This window comes from Nonomuraea sp. NPDC049709 (genome assembly GCF_040674815.1).
Classification (GTDB): Bacteria; Actinomycetota; Actinomycetes; order Streptosporangiales; family Streptosporangiaceae; genus Nonomuraea.
Window position 1 is genome coordinate 1 of the sequence record NZ_JBFANM010000079.1, and the last position, 16,901, is coordinate 16,901.

The window sequence follows — 16,901 nt, forward strand, 5'->3', positions numbered from 1 at the left end:
CCCTGCTCGCCTGGCCCTGCTCGCCGGGCCCTGCTCGCCGGGATCGGCGCCCTCGCTAACATCCGTCGTCGAACGAGACGAAAGGCGCCCGAATGAGCGAGCACCCCCTGTGGCCCACGACCCGCGAGGCCACCATCACCGCCTTCCCCGTACGGAGCGACCGCCCGGCCCCGGCCGTCGTGGTCCTCCCCGGCGGCGCCTACCAGCACCTGGCCGACCACGAGGGCGCCCCGGTGGCGCGGTGGCTCAACTCGCTGGGCATCGCGGCGTTCGTCGCGCACTACCGGATCGCGCCGCACCGCCATCCGCTGCCCCTCCTCGACGCGGCCAGGGCCGTGCGCTGGGTGCGGCACCACGCCGCCGCCAACGGCGTGGACCCGGCCAGGGTCGGGGTGCTCGGGTTCTCGGCGGGCGGGCATCTGGCCGGGCTGCTCGCCACCGAGACGGGCCCGATGCTGACGGAGGGGCCGCACGACGCGATCGACGAGGCCGACCCTCGCCCCGGTCTCGCCGTGCTCTGCTACCCCGTCACCACGCTCACCGGCCCGGCCGCCCACCAGGGCTCCGCCGCGAACCTGGTCGGCGGGGACGCGCCCGAGTCCGTACGCGCCCGGCTCTCCCTCGCCCACCGCGCCGGCCCCGCCACGCCGCCCACGTTCCTGTGGCACACCGCCGACGACGAGGCGGTCCCCGTCGAGAACACCCTGCGACTCGCGCAGGCGCTCGCCCGCCACGGCGTGCTCCAGGAGGTGCACGTCTATCCCAGCGGCCGGCACGGGCTCGGGCTGGCCGAGCCGGACCCCGTCGTCGGCGACTGGACCCGGCGGTGCGCCGCCTTCCTGCGCGGCCGGGGATGGTGAGCAAGCCGCGAGACGGCATTATGCGGTAATCGCATAATGCCATGCGGAACCCTTATTTGACCGCGCCGGAACCCGCTCGCCAGCATCGGGGAAAAAGCGATCCGCGAATAGAGGGCGGTCATTTCATGGGGGCATTCAACCGTTATCGCGAGGCGCTGCGAATTCCCGGGATCGCCCGGGTCGTGGCCGCCGCGTTCCTGTGCCGCCTGCTGGCCGGGATGGTCAGCCTGGCGCTCCTCCTGGCCGCCGTCGAGGCCGGCGGCGGGTATGCGAGCGCGGGCGCGGTCACGGCGGCGTACGCGGTCGCGCTCACCATCGCCGCGCCCGTCTGGGGCAGGCGGGCCGACCGGCTCGGGCTCAGCCGCTCTCTCGTCACGGGTGTGACGCTGCAGCTCCTGGCGTTCGCCGCCTTCGTCGCGGCCGTGCTGCTCCTGCCCGAGCCGCCGCTGCTGGTGGCCGCCGCGTTCCTGGTGGGCTCGGTCAACCCGCCGTCCGGCGCGGTCACCGGCACCGTGTTCACCACGTACGTGACGGGCGCGCAGGCCCGCAGGACCCTGCTGGCGCTGAACGGGCTGATGACCGAGGGCGTCTTCATCGTGGGCCCCATGCTGGTGGGCGCGCTGGTCGCGGTGCTGTCCCCGCTGGCGGCCGTGGTGGCGACGGCCGTCGTCTCGACCGTCGGGGCGCTGTGGCTGGCCACCGCCCCCGCCGTCCGCGCCACCGGCCACGCGCGCTCCCCCGTACCCACCGCCGAGTCCCCGCAGCTGTCCGTGCGGCTGTCCGTGCGGCGTTTCGGGTGGCCGGCGGGACAGGCCGGCATCCTGGCCGCGGTCGCGCTGGCCGCCGCCGGGATCGGCGCCGTGAACGTGACCGCCGTCGCCCACGCCACGCAGATCGGCGCCAGCGCCGGCCTGCTGCTCGGCCTGATGGCCGTCGGCGGCGTGCTGAGCAGTTTCCTGTACGGCGGCCTGCGGCTCCCAGGAACGCTGCCCGCCCAGCTCACGACCGTCCTGACCCTGTACGGCGCCTCCATCCTGCTGCTCGGCCTGAACCTCGGCCTGGCCGCCACGCTGGCCACGCTGTTCGTCATCGGCTTCGCCAACGGCCCGGCCGACGCCATGGAGTCCGAGATCGTGGCGGAGCGCGCCGCCGAGGGCTCCCGTACGCAGGCGTTCGGCTGGCTGGTCTCGGCCAACTGGATCGGCTTCGCGGCCGGCACCTCCCTGACCGGCTACGTCATCGAGCGGGCCGGCACCCCGGGCCCCGGCGCGATCGTCGGCGCGGCCGCCTCCGTCCTGGCCGCCGCCGTGGCGCTGATCCGCCCCAGAACCACCGTCCCCGCGGCAACCCCCGAACCGCACACCCCCTGAGCGGCCGCACACCGGCGGAGGGCGTTCAGCCGGGCACGTGTTCGGCCGCCACCTCGGCGAACAGGTGCGTGAGCGCCGCCAGGCCCGGCACCTGCTCCGCGCTCTCGGCGGTCACCAGGTGCAGCCGCCGGCGCAGGTCCACGTCGTGCAGCCGGGTGAGCACGATGTCGGCGCGCACGTCGCGCCTGGCCAGCGACGGCACCAGCGTGATCCCGGCCCCGGCCGCGACCAGCCCCTGCTTGCCCGTCCAGTCGTCGCAGTGGAAGCGCACGGCGGGCTCGTAGCCGGCGCTCTCCCGGAAGAGCCGGGCGAGCGGGCCCAGGCAGTCGGGGTGGCTGCCCTCGATCCAGCTCTCGCTGCCCAGGTCGGCGAGCGTGAGCCCGGGCCCGGCCAGCCGGTGGCCGCGCGGCAGGGCCACCAGCAGCTCGTCCTCGACGAGGAACTCCAGCTCCAGCCCGTCGAGGTCGCGGCCGTCCACGTCCCACTGCGTGACCAGCGCCAGGTGCAGCCGGCCCGACCGCACGTCGTCCACGTGCTGCTCGGGCACAGTGACCGGCAGCATGACCGGCGGCATGACCGGCGGCATGACCGGCGGCATGACCGGCGGCACGGGCAGCTCGCCGGAAGGGCCGGCCCGGCGGTAGCGGCGGAAGACCTCGGGGACGAGCGAGACGTTGGCGCTGCTGAACGAGCCGAGCATGATGGGGCCGGGGTCGTCCGGGCGCAGCGCCGCGAGCTGGCCGGCCGCCACGGCCAGCCGGTCGAGCACCGCCCGCGCGTGCCCGGTGAGCAGCTCCCCGGCCGGGGTGAGCTCCACGCCCGCCCCGGTACGCCGCACCAGCGGCAGGCCCGCCTGCCGTTCGAGCAGCGCGATGTGCCGGGAGACGGCGGGCTGCGTGTAGGTGAGCGCGGCGGCGGCCAGCGTCATCGACCCGTGGTCGGCGACGGCGACCAGCACGCGCAGCTTGGTGATGTCGAACACGGTGGCAATCTTATGGCCCCGGTCATTTCGAAAATCGGGGGAGCGTGTCGAAATCCCGGCCACCGGAATATTCGCTGAGGTGGCAGGCCATCATGATTGACCGCACGTTTGAAATCGGTGAAGTGCGGCCATAAAAGCGTTCCGCTGATGGCGGCGGCCGGACGTCACCCGCTCCGGGGCGCCGCCGGTCTCGTGCGCGCTGACCGGCAGGCTCGCCCGGATCGTCCTGGCCGGCGACCGCTGAGCCACCGCCTTTCAGGCGGCGGTGGCGGCGGCGCGCATGCGGTCGAAGTTGGCCACGTACTGCCGGTGGACGTCCTTGTCGTTCAGCCGCAGCAACGTCTCGTCGTTGCGGCGCAGCGACGTCTCGTTGTAGTTGTGGCTGCCGGTGAAGACCCAGCGCGCGTCGCGGTCGCCGTCGTAGGAGCCCTCGATCAGCAGGTATTTGGAGTGGACCCGGCCGGGCAGTGCGCTGCCGGAGCCCAGGGCGCGCAGCTCGAGGCGCGGCTGCGCCGCCAGGACGGCCTTCACCTCGTCGTCCATGATCCCGTACACGATCTGGACCGCGCACCCGTCGCCGGCCAGATCGCGCAGCCGCTCGGCGATGGCGATCCGGTAGGTGTCCCACTCGGACATGCCGAGCCTGATCGTCGTGCCGCCCCGGCAGGAGACCTTGTCCAGGTGGTCGACGATCGGGTCGCCGCTCGCCTTGGGGAAGAAGTGCGCGCGCACGCCGCGCGTCTGGACGACGCGGTAGTAGTCCAGGTTCTTCCGCTCGGCGGCCAGGTCGGCGAAGTAGGCGTCGTACGCGGCGTACAGGCGCCTGTTGCCGGGCAGGACGACGGCGTTGTTCCAGTACGTGGTGGAGTTCAGGTCGGTGAGGTTGGCCGACGACTGCACGACCACGTCGGAGGCCCGCCCGGCCCGCGAGAACAGGTAGAACTTGTTGTGCTGCCCCTTGTTCCCGACGCAGGCCGCGGTGCCGCCCGACATCGGCCCGGTGCACACGTGCACCCAGGAGTCACCGGCGACGTCGGTGCCGAGCCCGGCCGCGAGCTGGGCGGCCACGGCCGCGCCCCGCTGGTCGCCGTCCAGCACGACGCGCACCTTGACGCCGCGCCGGTGGGCCTCGATCAGTGCGGCGGCGAACTCCGTGCCGGCCGTGCCGGACATGACGAAGTGCGCTACCTGGATGCTCTCCCCGGCGGGCGTCTGCCGGACGAGGCCGCAGAGGGTGCGCACGATGGCGGCCGGGTCCCCGCCCACCGGCTCGCTGAACACCGCGCCGGTCGCCACGGGGCCGGCGGGTGCGTCGGCGCAGGCGGACGCCTGGGCGGCGGCCGTACCGGTGCCGGCGATCGCGGCGGTGGCCAGGACGGCGCCCGCCGCCAGGGCGGACAGGGACTTGCTCGGCATGCGGCACTCCTCGCACGTTACGGCCAGCCTTGATCGGTGGTTTTGGACTGATCCGATAAAGATCGTGGAGGAGACGTCCGTGATCATGATGACGTCTCGCTGACGGCGCACTGAACGATCGGCGAACATCATCCGGCCCCGGCCGCGCCCGTGACGGCGCCGTTTCAATCGGTCACCGGGGGAAGGTGACGGCGCACGGAGGCTCGGGCACACGAGGGGGACCATGAACGACGGATACGACCGGGTGGCGATCGTCACCGGGGCCGACTCCGGCATCGGCAAGGCCACCGCCGTGGCGCTGGCCGAGCAGGGGTTCGACGTCGGGATCACGTACCACACCGATCAGGAGGGGGCGGAGGAGACGGCGCGACTCATCCGCGGGCTGGGCCGGGCTCCGGCGGTCCGGGGGCACGACCTGACCGACCCCGTACGGGCCGCGGCCGTGGTGGACGAGCTGGCCGAGGAGCTGGGCGGGCTCGGCGTGCTGGTCAACAACGCGGGCACGGGCAGCCACGAGCCGCTGCTGGAGATGGACTACGAGCGCTGGCGGTCGGTGCTGGCCGTGGATCTCGACGGCCCGTTCCTGTGCGCGCAGCGGGCGGCCCGGCGCATGGTCGCGGCCGGCCGGGGCGGCCGCGTGGTGAACGTCACCAGTGTCCACGAGGAGTACCCGAAGGTGGGCTCGGGCCCGTACTGCGCGGCCAAGGGCGGGCTGCGCCTGCTCAGCCGGGTCCTGGCGCTGGAGCTGGCCGACCACGGCATCACCGTCAACACGGTGGCGCCGGGCGAGATCGCCACCCCGATGACCGGGCAGGAGGACGTGCCGCCGCAGACGGGCAGCCGGCCCGGCAACCCCATCCCCAGGCCGGGCGACGCCCGCGAGGTGGCCGCCGTGGTGGCCTTCCTCGCCGGGCCCACGGCCTCGTACGTCACGGGGGCGACGGTGTTCGTCGACGGCGGGATGACCCTGATGGGGCCGCAGGGCGCCTCCGCCCTCGGCACCGGTGACTGGCGCGCGATCTAGACCGATGGCAGGGTCGGGGACATGACCCGGCCCTCGATGTACGAGTACGCGGGCGGCGAGCCGGCCTTCCTGGCGCTCGCCGCCGCCCACCACCGGCGCTGCCTGCTCGACCCCGTGCTGAACCACCCGTTCTCCCGGGGGACACGTCCCGACCACGTGCGGCGGCTGGCCGACTACTGGGGCGAGGTGTTCGGCGGGCCCGACCGCTACTCGCGGGCCTCCGACGGCCATTCCGGGATGCTGGAGCTGCACGCGGGCAACGGCATGGAGGAGGACCTGGGCGAGCGTTTCCTGGCCTGTTTCCTGGGGGCGATCGACGACGCCGGGCTGCCCGCGGACCCGGAGCTGCGGGCGAGCCTGCGCGCGTACATGGAGTGGGCCGTCCGGGAGGTGCTGGGCTACTCGCCGCGTGACGCCGAGGTGCCCGCCGGGCTGCCCGTGCCCCGCTGGTCCTGGCGGGGCCGCGTATAACCGCAGGGGTAGGTCACCCTTCCGGGGCCGTCAGGATTCCTGTCTGCCAGGAGACTCTACGCACAGTATCCATTTGATTACTTTTAGTAGCGACTGCCTGCCGACCTCCGGAGGAAAGATGCCCGCGGAGCCGACGGAATCCCGGCTGAGCCTGGACACCCGGGCCGCTCGTAACCTGGCCACCACCACCAAGACCCGCCCGCAGATGCAGGCCATCACCTCCCGCTGGCTGCTGCGCATGCTGCCCTGGGTCGACGTGCGGGGCGGGACGTACCGGGTCAACCGCCGGCTGACGCACCGGCCCGGGCGGGGGCGCGTCGGCGTGGCGCGTCACGGGGCGGGCGACGTACGGATCGTCCCGGAGACGCTGACGGAGATCCCCGCGCTGCGCGGCTTCGCGGACGCCGAGGTGCTGGCGGCGCTCGCCGGCACGTTCACCGCACGCGAGCTGCGGCCGGGCGAGATCGTCGCCGAGGCGGGCCGGCCCGTCAACGGGACCTGCGTCATCGCCCACGGCCGCGTCGAGCGCCTGGCCACCGGCAGGTACGGCAACCCCCAGTTCCTCGGCGTCATCGCCGACGGCGACCAGTTCGGCGACGAGGCGTTCGGCGAGCAGGACCCGCGCTGGCCGTGCACCTACCGGACCGCCACCGCCTGCACGATCCTGGTGTCGCCGCGCAACGCGTTCGAGCGGATCTCCGAGCAGTCCCCCGCGCTCCGCGAGCACATCGGCCGCTACCTGGACACCCTGCGCAAGCCGGTCAACCGCCGCGGCGAGGCGGCGGTGGACATCGCGGCCGGGCACTCCGGCGAGCCGGTCATCGGCGGCACGTTCGTCGACTACGACCTGGAGCCGCGCGAATACGAGCTCAGCGTCGCCCAGACCGTCCTGCGCGTCCACACCCGCGTGGCCGACCTCTACAACGACCCGATGAGCCAGATCGAGCAGCAGCTCCGCCTGACCATCCACGAGCTGCGCGAGCGCGAGGAGTGGGAGCTGCTCAACAACCGCGAGTTCGGGCTGCTCCACAACACCGACTACGGCCAGCGCATCTACCCCTGGTCCGGCCCGCCGACCCCCGACGACCTCGACGAGCTGATCAGCATGCGCCGCAAGACGCGGCTGCTGCTGGCCCACCCCAAGGCGATCGCGGCGTTCTTCCGCGAGTGCAACAAGCGCGGCCTGGTCGTGGGCAGCACCGAGGTGAACGGCCACGAGGTGCCGGCCTGGCGGGGCATCCCGATCTTCCCCTGCGGCAAGATCCCCGTCTCGGAGGATCGCACCACCTCGATCCTGGCCCTCCGTACGGGTGAGGACGATCAGGGCGTCGTCGGCCTCCACCAGACGGGCATCCCGGAGGAGTACGAGCCCGGCCTCAACGTGCGGTTCATGGGCATCAACCCGCAGGCCGTGATGTCGTACCTGGTCAGCGCCTACTACTCGGTGGCGATCCTGGTGCCCGACGCGATCGGGATCCTGGAGGACGTCGACGTCGCCGCCCCGCGCTCCTGACCGGCCGATCCTAGGAAGAGGCGCGCCATGCCAGACTTTTCGCCCTTTGACGTTGCCGCCGCGGTGCCGGCCGGTCCGACCGGCCTGGGCTCGTACACGCTGAGCCTCCGCTCGGCGCTCCTGCCGTCCCGTCCCCGGTTCGAGGAGGGGGACGGGCACGAGGACGGGGGCCGGCTCCCGGCGGCCGGCGGGAGCCTCGCCCCGCTGGCCTACTACGAGCGCGAATGGGGGGACGGGACGTACCCGCCGCTCTACTGCCCCGAGACGGCCCGGGTGGACGACGCGCTCGGTGCCGAGGTCGACCGGCGGCTGGTGGCGTGGGCGGAGCGGATCGGGCTGCACGAGGGGCGGATCGAGGAGTTCGCCGCCACCGGGTTCGGGCGGCTGGCCACGCTCGCCCACGCCGACACCGACGACCCCGACCAGCTGCTGATCGCGGCGCAGATGAACGCCGCGTGGTGGGCAGCCGACGACTACTACGCCGACGAGACCGACCTCGGCGCCACGCCGACGGAGCTGCCGCCCCGGCTCGCGCTGGTGACCTCGGCCATGGACCCGCCGCCCGACGCGGGCGACTACACCGCTCAGCTGGAGGAGCAGATCCGGGGCGACCCCGTCCTGGTCTCGCTTCGCTCGGCCAGGAGCCACGTGTCCCGCCACGCCACCCCGTCGCAGATCATGCGGATCTGCAACATCACCAGCCAGATGTACGTGAGCTGGGCGGCCTACGCCGCCTGGCGGTACCTGGAGACGCCCCCGCCCGTCTGGCGCTACCTGGCCGCCCGCCAGCACGACAGCTTCTACACCTCCATGACGCTCATCGACATCGTCGGCGGCTACGAGCTGCCCGCCAACCTCTTCGCCGAGCGGCGCTTCCACACCGCGCTCATGCAGGCCGGCACCGCCAGCGTCCTGGTCAACGACCTGCACTCGGCGGCCAAGGAGGCGGCCGACGAGCTGCCCGACTCCAACGTGATCCTGCTCATGGCCGCCGAGGAGGGCTGCTCGACCCGCGAGGCCACCGAGCGCACCGTCCACCTGCACAACGCATTCGTCCGCGGCTTCGAGCAGAGCCAGCGGGCGCTGGCCGCCGTGCCCTCCCCCGAGCTCAAGCGCTATCTGCGCGGCGCGCAGGCGTGGATGGGCGGATGCCTCGAATGGCACGGCAGCACCACCCGATACCAGTCCTGACGACCCGACCGCACCTACAGGAAAGGAACCCGCGGTGACCGTTACCCCGAATGCCGTCCCCGTACTGAGCAGCCTCTACCAGCAGTCTGTCGCCGACTATTGGAACGCCGAGGAGAACCCCGTCAACCTGCGGCTGGGGGAGGTGGACGGCCTCTACCACCACCACTACGGCATCGGCGAGGTGAACTGGTCCGTCCTGGACGCGCCCGCCGAGTCCAGGGAGAAACGCGTCGTCCAGGAGCTGCACCGGCTGGAGTCCGCGCAGGCGGAGGCGCTGCTCGCGCACCTCGGCCCGCTGGGCCCCGACCACCGGGTCATGGACGCCGGCTCGGGCCGCGGCGGCTCCAGCATCCTGGCGAACATGCGCTTCGGCTGCCAGGTGGACGGCGTGTCGATCTCCGAGTCCCAGGTGGCCTTCGCCAACCAGCAGGCCAAGGAGCGGGGGGTGGACGACCGGGTGCGCTTCCACTTCCGCAACATGCTCGACACCGGCTTCCCGACCGGGGCCTTCCAGGCGATCTGGAACAACGAGAGCACGATGTACGTCGAGTTGTCCCTGCTGTTCTCCGAGCACGCCCGGCTGCTGCGGCGGGGCGGCCGCTACGTGTGCATCACCGGCTGCTACAACGACGCCTACGGCCTGCCGTCCCGCGCCATCAGCCAGATCAACGCCCACTACATCTGCGACATCCACTCCCGTAGCACGTACTTCAAGGAGATGGCGGCCAACCGCCTCGTCCCGGTCAGCGTGGTGGACCTGACGGCCGCCACGATCCCGTACTGGGAGCTGCGCGCCAGGACCCACCTGGCCACCGGAATCGAGGAGGCCTTCCTCGACGCCTACAAGAGCGGCAGCTTCCAGTACCTGCTGATCGCCGCCGACCGCGTCTGACGGCCTCCTCCTCGCGCATCGTCCTCGGCCCGGCAGCCGCCGGTCCGGCCATCCTCTCAGCGGGACGAGGACGATCAGGAGCCCCCGGTACGCCCGGGCCGGACCCGCTGCGCGAACACCCTGGTGGAGCTTCAGTACGGGAGCGGCCGCCACGCGAAGCCGTCCCCGCGCCGCTCGACCAGGCCCAGCCCCGGGAACGGCATGTGGTAGGCGTGGACGGGGAGGCGCTCGTCGGCCGCCCACTCCAGGATCCGGCGGCGGCTGGCCACCGACCGCGCGGCGTCGTGGTCCCACGGCGTGCGCCAGGCCGGATGGGCCAGCTGGAGCGGGTCGTAGAAGGTGTCGCCGACGCACAGCAGCCGTTCGCCGCGGGAGCGCAGCAGGATCGCCGTGTGCCCCGGGGTGTGGCCGGCGGCCTCGATGGTGTGGACGTGGGGCAGGATCTCGACGCCGTACTCGACGGGGCGTAGCCGTTCGCCGAAGAGCCTGATCGCCTCCAGCGCCGGGCGGCGCTGCTCGTCGGGGAGCGCCGTGGTGAGGTCCGACCAGAACGCCACCTCGGCGGTGTGCGCGAACGCGACTGCCTCGGGGAACGTCGGCTCACCCGGCCAGACCGCGCCCCGGATGTGGTCCTCGTGGAGGTGCGTGAACACGACGGCGACCGGCCCGGACGCCGGGAACCCGGCCTCGGCCAGCCCTTCGCCGAGGCGGCCGACCAGGGGCGTGATGCCCGGGCCGTAGCCGAGGAATCTCCTGCCCAGCCCGGTGTCGATCACCGCCGGACCGGCCGGTGTCTCCACGCACACGCAGTTGTACCCGCACGTCAACGTCGCCCGGCCGCCCCCTTCCCGGGCCACGGCGTCGCCCAGCTCGGCCTCAGGCACCCCGGAACCGGGGGTGAAGAACTCGGCCAGCGGGGGCTCCCAGGGCGGCTCCGGCTGGCCGTCGCTGATCACCGCGCAGGACAGATCGCCGACGGAGAAGCGATGAATCACCTGCCACCCACCTCCACTCCCCGACCCTACCGCCGGCCCTCCCCGCGGACACCGCCATGACCGCGGGCACGCGGCGGAGCGCGCCGACGAGCACGATCGGCGCAGCGCGCCGCTCCGGCGTGCGACCGTCACCGCCACCGCCACCGGTGGCCCCCACCTGACCGGCACGCGCATGCGCACCACCGAAGGGTCACAGCGGCGGCACCGCGTACGAAGGCACCACCGCGGTCGGCCCGATCAGCGGCGGACCCACCCTGGTCATCGCGCCGTTCATCCAGCCCGAGAAGCGGGGCACGGCGGAGCAGCGGGCCCGGGAATGACGGAAGAGCTGCTCCAGCTCCGGCCTGCGCCGGCTCGCCACCGAACCGTTCGATGAGGTGCGGAAAGCGGGGCCTGTTCGACAACACGGCACCGTAACCCGCCATGAGAGGATCCTTCGCGATATATCCAGACTTTGACCGTGGAGTGTGACGATGTACGCGATCTCCCTCGGCGACGACGGCGCTGAGCTGCGCCCGCTGGAGCCGTGGCTGGCCGGGGAGTTCCTGGCCAACATCGACCGGGGGCGGGAGTTCATCGGGCAGCACGTCGCGCTCCCCGACGTGGTGACCGACTTGGAGTCCAGCCGCGCGTTCCTCCAGGCGTACGCGGAGAGGGCGGCGGCCGACAAGGGGCGCATCCACGGCATCTGGACGGGCGGCGAGCTGGTCGGGGGTGTCCTCTTCCGTACGATGGACGTCCAGCTGGGCGTCGCCGAGGCGGGCTGCTGGCTGGAGCCGTCGGCCGTGGGCAAGGGCCTCGTGACCAGAGCGATCCGGGTGATCATCGACTGGGCCGTCGAGGAGCGCGGCATCCACCGCATCGAGTGGCACGCCTCGTCGGCGAACGAGCCCAGCATCGCCGTGGCCCGGCGGCTCGGGATGACGAAGGACGGCGTGCTGCGGGAGAGCTACCCGTACCGGGGGAAGCGGCTGGACATGGAGGTCTGGTCGGTGCTCGCGCCCGAGTGGCGGGCCGCCAGGTAGGCGTGCCGGCCCCGAACGGCACCCGCGGGGCGAGCCGCCAGAGCCCGTCGGAGGCGCCAGGGTGGCGGCGGGCCCCGGAAATCGGTTGCCAGGCAAGGCGCGCATCGCCGATGATCTCGCCTTGTGACGACCAGGACTCCCGATGAGAGCCGCCCGCTCGCCCTGGTGACCGGGGTCGGCCGCACCGTCGGGATCGGCGCGGGCATCGCCCGCCGGCTCGCCTCCTCCGGATGGGACATCGCCTTCACGTTCTGGGCTCCGTACGATCAGCGCATGGCCTGGGGCCCCGAATCCGGCGCCACCGACGCCATCGCCGCAGACCTCACCGAACTCGGCGCCGTCACCGCGGCCATCGAGGCCGACCTCTCCGGCCCCGACGCGCCCACGCTCGTCTTCGACGAGGTCGAGCGCCGCCTCGGCGGCGTCACGGCCCTGGTGATGTGTCACTGCGAGTCGGTCGCCTCCGGCCTGCTCGACACCTCCGTCGAGAGCTTCGACCGCCATTTCGCGGTCAACGCGCGTGCCACCTGGCTGCTGATCCGCGAGTACGCCCGGCGCTTCACCGGCGCTCCCGGCACCGGCCGGATCGTCGCCCTCACCAGCGACCACACCGTCGGCAACCTGCCCTACGGGGCCAGTAAGGGCGCCCTGGACCGGATCACCCTCGCCGCCGCGCACGAGCTGTCCCACCTCGGCGTCACCGCCAACGTCATCAACCCCGGGCCGGTGGACACCGGCTGGATGTCCGGCGAGATACGCGAGCAGGCGATCAGCCACACGCCCCTGGGCCGCCTCGGCACTCCCCAGGACACCGCACACCTGGTGGACTTCCTCTGCTCATCCGAGGGCCAGTGGATCAACGGGCAGCTGTTGATGAGCAACGGCGGCCTCGCCTGAACTCCGCCCTCCTCGGCCCCGCACAGCCCACAAACGCCCTCCCCACCGGCCACCCCCTGTGGCTCGGACCACCTTTCGCATAGACCGCCCCTCTGCTGCACCGGCCCTCCCATCCCCCGTCAACGCCGCAGGACCGTCCCGCGCCGATCCGGGCCGTCCCAGGAGAAGTCGACGGTTCCGGGCCGCTCATGGCGGTCCATGAGGAGGGTAGATCGCCGCGGCTCTATGGGGGGTCGGCTCCGAGGAGGGCGCTTCGGGGAGCGGTGGAGGCGGTGACGCTCGATCGGGCGGCTCATGAGGGAGCCGGCGCGGCGTCGATCACAGGCCCATGGTCGCCTCCACCTTCGCGGCGTTGACGAGTGGGCAGGTGCCCACTATGGTGGGCGCATGCCCACTTCATGGCTTTCAGAGAACGAGCCGCATCGGCACCGGCAGGTGGCCGAGTCGTTCGGCACGGACGCCGACCGCTACGACCGGGCCCGGCTCCGCTACCCCGACGCCCTCATCGAGCGGATCGTCGCCGCCAGTCCCGGGCCCGACGTGCTCGACGTCGGGTGCGGCACCGGCATCGCCGCCCGCCAGTTCCAGGCCGCCGGCTGCCGGGTGGCCGGGGTCGAGCCCGACGCGCGGATGGCCGAGGTGGCCAGGCGGCAGGGGCTGGAGGTCGACGTGGCGACGTTCGAGGACTGGGATCCGGCCGGCCGGTCGTTCGACGCGGTCATCGCCGCGACGGCTTGGCACTGGATCGACCCGGTCGCCGGAGCGGCCAAGGCCGGCCAGGCGCTGCGGCCAGGCGGCCGGTTCGCGGCGTTCTGGAACGCCTTCGAGTTTCCGCCCGCCCTGGGGGAGGCCACCGCGGAGGTCTGCCGGCGGTTGATCCCGGACTCGCCGTTCGACTTCCAGGCCATGGCGAAGTCATCCGTCGACGGTTACCAACCGCTGCTCGACCAGGCTGCCGACGGGTTCCGCGAGGTGGGCGGGTTCGGCCGTCCGGAGCAGTGGCGGATCCACTGGGAGTGGTTCTACACGCGGGACTCGTGGCTGGACCAGATGCCCACCACGGGCGCCTTCACCCGGCTCCCGCCGGACCAGCTGGCGGAGGTCCTGGAGGCGGTCGGCGCCGCGATCGACGAGATGGGTGGGGGCTTCACGATGCGCTACGCGACGGCGACGGTCGCCGTCACACGCACCGCCACCACCTGATCACCCGCGCCGGGCCAACCCGATCCGACCGGCGGCGACCGGGCAAGGGCTGACCGGCTCGCCCGACCGGCTCGCCCGACCGGCTCCACCCGACCGGCTCGCCCGACCGGCTCCACCCGACCGGCTCCACCCGACCGGCTCCACCCGACCGACGGTGGCCGACCGACGGTGGCCGACCGACGGTGGCCGACCGACGGTGGCCTGATTGACGCCCCCGACCGACGGCGGCTGACCGTCCGAGGCCGGGTGACGGTCCGCGACCGATCGCGGGAGGTGGTGGTCAGTCGAGGAAGGCGGCGGTGGTCGCGACGAACCGGCCGGCGTCGTCGTGCCAGGGGAAGTGGCCCGCGCCTGGCTGGACGACGAGGTGGGCGCCGGGGAACAGGGTGGCGAGTTCGGCCGCGACGCTGGGCGGGGTGTTCAGGTCGACCTCGCCGGCGAGCAGCAGCACCGGCGCGTCGAGCGCGGCCAGGGCCGTGCGGGTGGCGTCCGGGTCGAACGCGCCGTCGGCGCCGAACGCGGCGGCGGCCTCGTCGTTGCGGTGCTCGTCGTGGGACGCCGCGTACGCCTGGGTCGCCGGGTCCCATCGGCTGTAGTAGAAGGGGTCGACGGCCGTCCAGTCGTGACCGGTGCCGGCCACGATCGCCTCCAGGGCCGCGAACGCCGCCGGGAACCAGGGCTCGCCCTCGCGCAGCCGCGCGGTCTCCAGCCTGGCCTGCCCGGTGATCTCGACGCCGAGGGCCCGGACGCTCGGGGTGACCAGGACGAGCCTGCGGACGCGGTGCGGGTGCCGGGCCGCGTACAGCACCGCGAGGTTCGTGCCGCCGGAGTGCGAGAGCAGGTCCATGCGGTCGAGGTCGAGGTGCCGGCGCAGGGCCTCGACGTCGTCGACGAGCCGGTCGCAGCGGTACGTGGCGGGGTCGCGCGGGGTCTCTGACCGGCCGGTGCCCCGGGGGTCCGCCATGATCAGCCGCCGGTGCGCGGACAGCCCGCCGAGATCGCCGAAGTAGGCGGAGTCCTGCATCGGTCCGCCGGGCAGGCAGATCAGCGGTACGCCCTCGCCGAGCACGTGATAGGCGAGGTCGGTTCCGTCATAAGAGGTGAAGGCAGGCATGGCGGAGATCCTCTCAACGGCATCACCGCCAGGCAATCGAGTATTTCGGCATTCTTGCTTCATAGGCAAGAAGGCATGCCGGAGGTGCAAGGCGCGCATAGGGTCGGAACATGGCACACGACCACCAGCACGGCAGCCCAGAGCACCGCGACCAGCAGCACGGCCGGCACGAGCACCATCACCAGCAGCACCAGCACCAGCACCAGCACCAGCACGGTGGCGGGGATGCGGCGGATGTTGCCGCGATGGCTGAGATGTTGGATCTCGACGCCGAGGTGCTGCACTCCTACCTGTCCGACCTCACCGCCTGGACCCGGGAGCTGACCGGTGAGCGGCCTCCGCGCCGCATCCTCGACCTGGGCAGCGGGACCGGCGCCGGCTCGTTCGCGCTGCTCGAACGCTTCGACGGGGCCGAGGTGATCGCGCTGGACGTGTCCGAGCCCATGCTGCGCCACCTGGAGGCCGCCGCCCGGGAACGCGGGCTGGCCGACCGGATCCGTACCGTGCAGGCGGACCTCGACGCGAGCCGGCCGGAATTGGAGCCCGTGGACCTGGTGTGGGCCTCGGCCTCGCTGCACCACATGGCCGACCCCGACCGTGTCCTCGCCGACGTCCTCACCATGCTCCGCCCCGGCGGGCTCATGATCGCGGTCGAGCTGGACGCCTTCCCCCGCTTCCTGCCGGACGACCTCGGCTTCGGTCGTCCCGGGCTCGAGGAGCGCTGCCAGGCGGCGATGGCCGAGTGGCGGGCCGCTCAGATGCCGCATTTCGGCGCCGACTGGGGTCCGCTCCTGGCGAAGGCGGGCTTCAGCGTGGAAGCCGAGCGGGTCTTCACCATCGACCTGACACCGCCGTTGCCGGAGTCCGCCGGGCGTTACGCCCAGGCGTCGTTGCGGCGGATGCGGACCGGAGTGGACGGCGTGCTGGACAGCGACGATCTGGCCGCTCTCGACCGCCTGCTCGACGACGACGGCGGGCCCGGCAGCGTCCTGCGGCGCGAAGACCTTCACGTACGCGCCAGCCGGACGGCCTGGGCCGCCCGGCGGCCGCAGGCGGCATAGCGGGCGCCTGGGCCGTGGTGGCCGGTGCGGCTGCGGGCTGTCCCAACCTTTGCCATGCACTGGTCTGGGCTGGAGCTCGAAAGCCGGGCGTACGGGAAGGTTCGTGGTCGGATCGGCTCAAACTCACCGCACCGGGAGATGATCGTGCCCATCAAAGGCAGGACCAAAGCGTTGAAGCATTCGGGCAGCCAGCCGTGGCTGCACGTGGACGGCACCGAGATCCAGGAATTCGGCACTGTCCGGACGTGGCCGCTGGCCGTGTCGGACGAGGCCCGCAGCTACTCCTGCGAGCGGCTGAACCAGATCCTGTCCGACACGCAGATCCTCTACCACCTGTACAAGAAGCACCACTGGCTGATGCGCGGCCCGACCTTCTACCAGCTGCACCTGCTGCTGGACAAGCACGCGGGCGAGCAGCTCGAGCTCGTGGACATGATGGCGGAGCGGATCCAGACGCTGGGCGGCATCGCGGTCGGCGACCCGCGGCACGTCGCCGAGATCACCGTGGTCCCGCGTCCGCCCAACGGCGCCGAGGAGGTCCCGGCGATGCTCTCGCGCCTGATCGAGGCGCACGAGACCATCCTCGTCGCCGCCCACGACGCGGCCGCCCGCGCCGCCGAGATGGGCGACGACGGCACCAACGACCTGCTGGTCTCCAACGTCATCCGGACCGGCGAGCTGCAGACCTGGTTCCTGGTCGAGCACCTCGTCGACACCCCGCTCGTCGAGACGCCCGGCAACGGGCACGGGCGCGGGACGCGCCACTCCCGCCGCGGCGGGAGATAGCGCGGGGTCCACGTACGCCGTGACGCGAGGTCCACGTACGCCGTGACGCGAATGTCCGTCCTGCCGTGACGCCGGTGGAGCCTGGCCGAGCCGGTCGGGCG

General features: G+C 72.7%; 18 protein-coding genes. 12 read left to right on the forward strand and 6 right to left on the reverse strand.

What is annotated here, in order from left to right; all coding sequences use genetic code 11:
* Positions 1 to 92 precede the first annotated feature (92 nt).
* Positions 93 to 860: an alpha/beta hydrolase gene (locus AB0J69_RS49315; protein ID WP_364132940.1), complete on the forward strand. Its 768-nt coding sequence runs from the start codon at positions 93 to 95 to the stop codon at positions 858 to 860.
* Positions 861 to 985: 125 nt separating this feature from the next.
* Positions 986 to 2,230, forward strand: a complete 1,245-nt coding sequence (locus tag AB0J69_RS49320) for an MFS transporter (RefSeq protein WP_364132943.1) — start codon at positions 986 to 988, stop codon at positions 2,228 to 2,230.
* Positions 2,231 to 2,255: 25 nt separating this feature from the next.
* Here the strand turns inward: AB0J69_RS49320 and AB0J69_RS49325 are convergent, their stop codons facing one another.
* Both AB0J69_RS49325 and AB0J69_RS49330 read right to left on the reverse strand, forming a co-directional pair.
* Positions 2,256 to 3,212, reverse strand: a complete 957-nt coding sequence (locus AB0J69_RS49325; protein ID WP_364132946.1) for a LysR family transcriptional regulator — start codon at positions 3,210 to 3,212, stop codon at positions 2,256 to 2,258.
* 255 nt (positions 3,213 to 3,467) lie between these two features.
* Positions 3,468 to 4,628, reverse strand: a complete 1,161-nt coding sequence (locus tag AB0J69_RS49330) for a phospholipase D-like domain-containing protein (protein ID WP_364132949.1) — start codon at positions 4,626 to 4,628, stop codon at positions 3,468 to 3,470.
* A gap of 223 nt (positions 4,629 to 4,851) precedes the next feature.
* Between AB0J69_RS49330 and AB0J69_RS49335 the strand changes: the two genes are divergently transcribed.
* The 5 genes from AB0J69_RS49335 (at position 4,852) to AB0J69_RS49355 (ending at position 9,719) form a co-directional block, all read left to right on the forward strand.
* Entirely contained in the window at positions 4,852 to 5,652 is an 801-nt protein-coding gene (locus tag AB0J69_RS49335) for an SDR family oxidoreductase (RefSeq protein WP_364132952.1), read from the forward strand.
* A 21-nt stretch (positions 5,653 to 5,673) separates the two neighbouring features.
* Entirely contained in the window at positions 5,674 to 6,123 is a 450-nt protein-coding gene (locus tag AB0J69_RS49340; protein ID WP_364132955.1) for a group II truncated hemoglobin, read from the forward strand.
* Between the two features lie 118 nt (positions 6,124 to 6,241).
* Positions 6,242 to 7,636 (forward strand): family 2B encapsulin nanocompartment shell protein, encoded by a 1,395-nt coding sequence (locus AB0J69_RS49345; protein WP_364132958.1) that lies wholly within the window; start codon positions 6,242 to 6,244, stop codon positions 7,634 to 7,636.
* Positions 7,637 to 7,663: 27 nt separating this feature from the next.
* Positions 7,664 to 8,827, forward strand: coding sequence for a family 2 encapsulin nanocompartment cargo protein terpene cyclase (locus AB0J69_RS49350; RefSeq protein WP_364132961.1), 1,164 nt, complete (start codon positions 7,664 to 7,666; stop codon positions 8,825 to 8,827).
* Positions 8,828 to 8,861: 34 nt separating this feature from the next.
* A complete protein-coding gene (locus tag AB0J69_RS49355) occupies positions 8,862 to 9,719 on the forward strand; it encodes a geranyl diphosphate 2-C-methyltransferase (protein ID WP_364132963.1) in 858 nt (285 codons plus the stop codon).
* A gap of 131 nt (positions 9,720 to 9,850) precedes the next feature.
* Here the strand turns inward: AB0J69_RS49355 and AB0J69_RS49360 are convergent, their stop codons facing one another.
* Together AB0J69_RS49360 and AB0J69_RS49365 are read right to left on the reverse strand one after the other, a co-directional pair.
* Positions 9,851 to 10,714, reverse strand: coding sequence for an MBL fold metallo-hydrolase (locus AB0J69_RS49360; protein ID WP_364132966.1), 864 nt, complete (start codon positions 10,712 to 10,714; stop codon positions 9,851 to 9,853).
* Positions 10,715 to 10,904: 190 nt separating this feature from the next.
* Complete coding sequence (locus tag AB0J69_RS49365) at positions 10,905 to 11,075, reverse strand: hypothetical protein (RefSeq protein WP_364132968.1); 171 nt, start codon at positions 11,073 to 11,075, stop codon at positions 10,905 to 10,907.
* A gap of 112 nt (positions 11,076 to 11,187) precedes the next feature.
* On the opposite strand from AB0J69_RS49365, the gene AB0J69_RS49370 reads away from it, so the two are divergent.
* From AB0J69_RS49370 to AB0J69_RS49380, 3 genes are all read left to right on the forward strand, one after another.
* Positions 11,188 to 11,739, forward strand: coding sequence for a GNAT family protein (locus AB0J69_RS49370; RefSeq protein WP_364132970.1), 552 nt, complete (start codon positions 11,188 to 11,190; stop codon positions 11,737 to 11,739).
* 123 nt (positions 11,740 to 11,862) lie between these two features.
* On the forward strand, positions 11,863 to 12,636 hold the full coding sequence (locus AB0J69_RS49375) for an SDR family oxidoreductase (protein ID WP_364132973.1): 774 nt from the start codon (positions 11,863 to 11,865) through the stop codon (positions 12,634 to 12,636).
* Between the two features lie 387 nt (positions 12,637 to 13,023).
* On the forward strand, positions 13,024 to 13,839 hold the full coding sequence (locus AB0J69_RS49380) for a class I SAM-dependent methyltransferase (RefSeq protein WP_364132976.1): 816 nt from the start codon (positions 13,024 to 13,026) through the stop codon (positions 13,837 to 13,839).
* 280 nt (positions 13,840 to 14,119) lie between these two features.
* Here the strand turns inward: AB0J69_RS49380 and AB0J69_RS49385 are convergent, their stop codons facing one another.
* Entirely contained in the window at positions 14,120 to 14,953 is an 834-nt protein-coding gene (locus AB0J69_RS49385) for an alpha/beta hydrolase (RefSeq protein WP_364132979.1), read from the reverse strand.
* A gap of 59 nt (positions 14,954 to 15,012) precedes the next feature.
* Complete coding sequence (locus AB0J69_RS49390; RefSeq protein ID WP_364132982.1) at positions 15,013 to 15,168, reverse strand: hypothetical protein; 156 nt, start codon at positions 15,166 to 15,168, stop codon at positions 15,013 to 15,015.
* 30 nt (positions 15,169 to 15,198) lie between these two features.
* Between AB0J69_RS49390 and AB0J69_RS49395 the strand changes: the two genes are divergently transcribed.
* Both AB0J69_RS49395 and AB0J69_RS49400 read left to right on the forward strand, forming a co-directional pair.
* Positions 15,199 to 16,014: a class I SAM-dependent methyltransferase gene (locus AB0J69_RS49395; protein WP_364132985.1), complete on the forward strand. Its 816-nt coding sequence runs from the start codon at positions 15,199 to 15,201 to the stop codon at positions 16,012 to 16,014.
* A 138-nt stretch (positions 16,015 to 16,152) separates the two neighbouring features.
* Entirely contained in the window at positions 16,153 to 16,800 is a 648-nt protein-coding gene (locus tag AB0J69_RS49400) for a DNA starvation/stationary phase protection protein (RefSeq protein ID WP_364132988.1), read from the forward strand.
* The last annotated feature ends 101 nt before the right edge of the window (positions 16,801 to 16,901 follow it).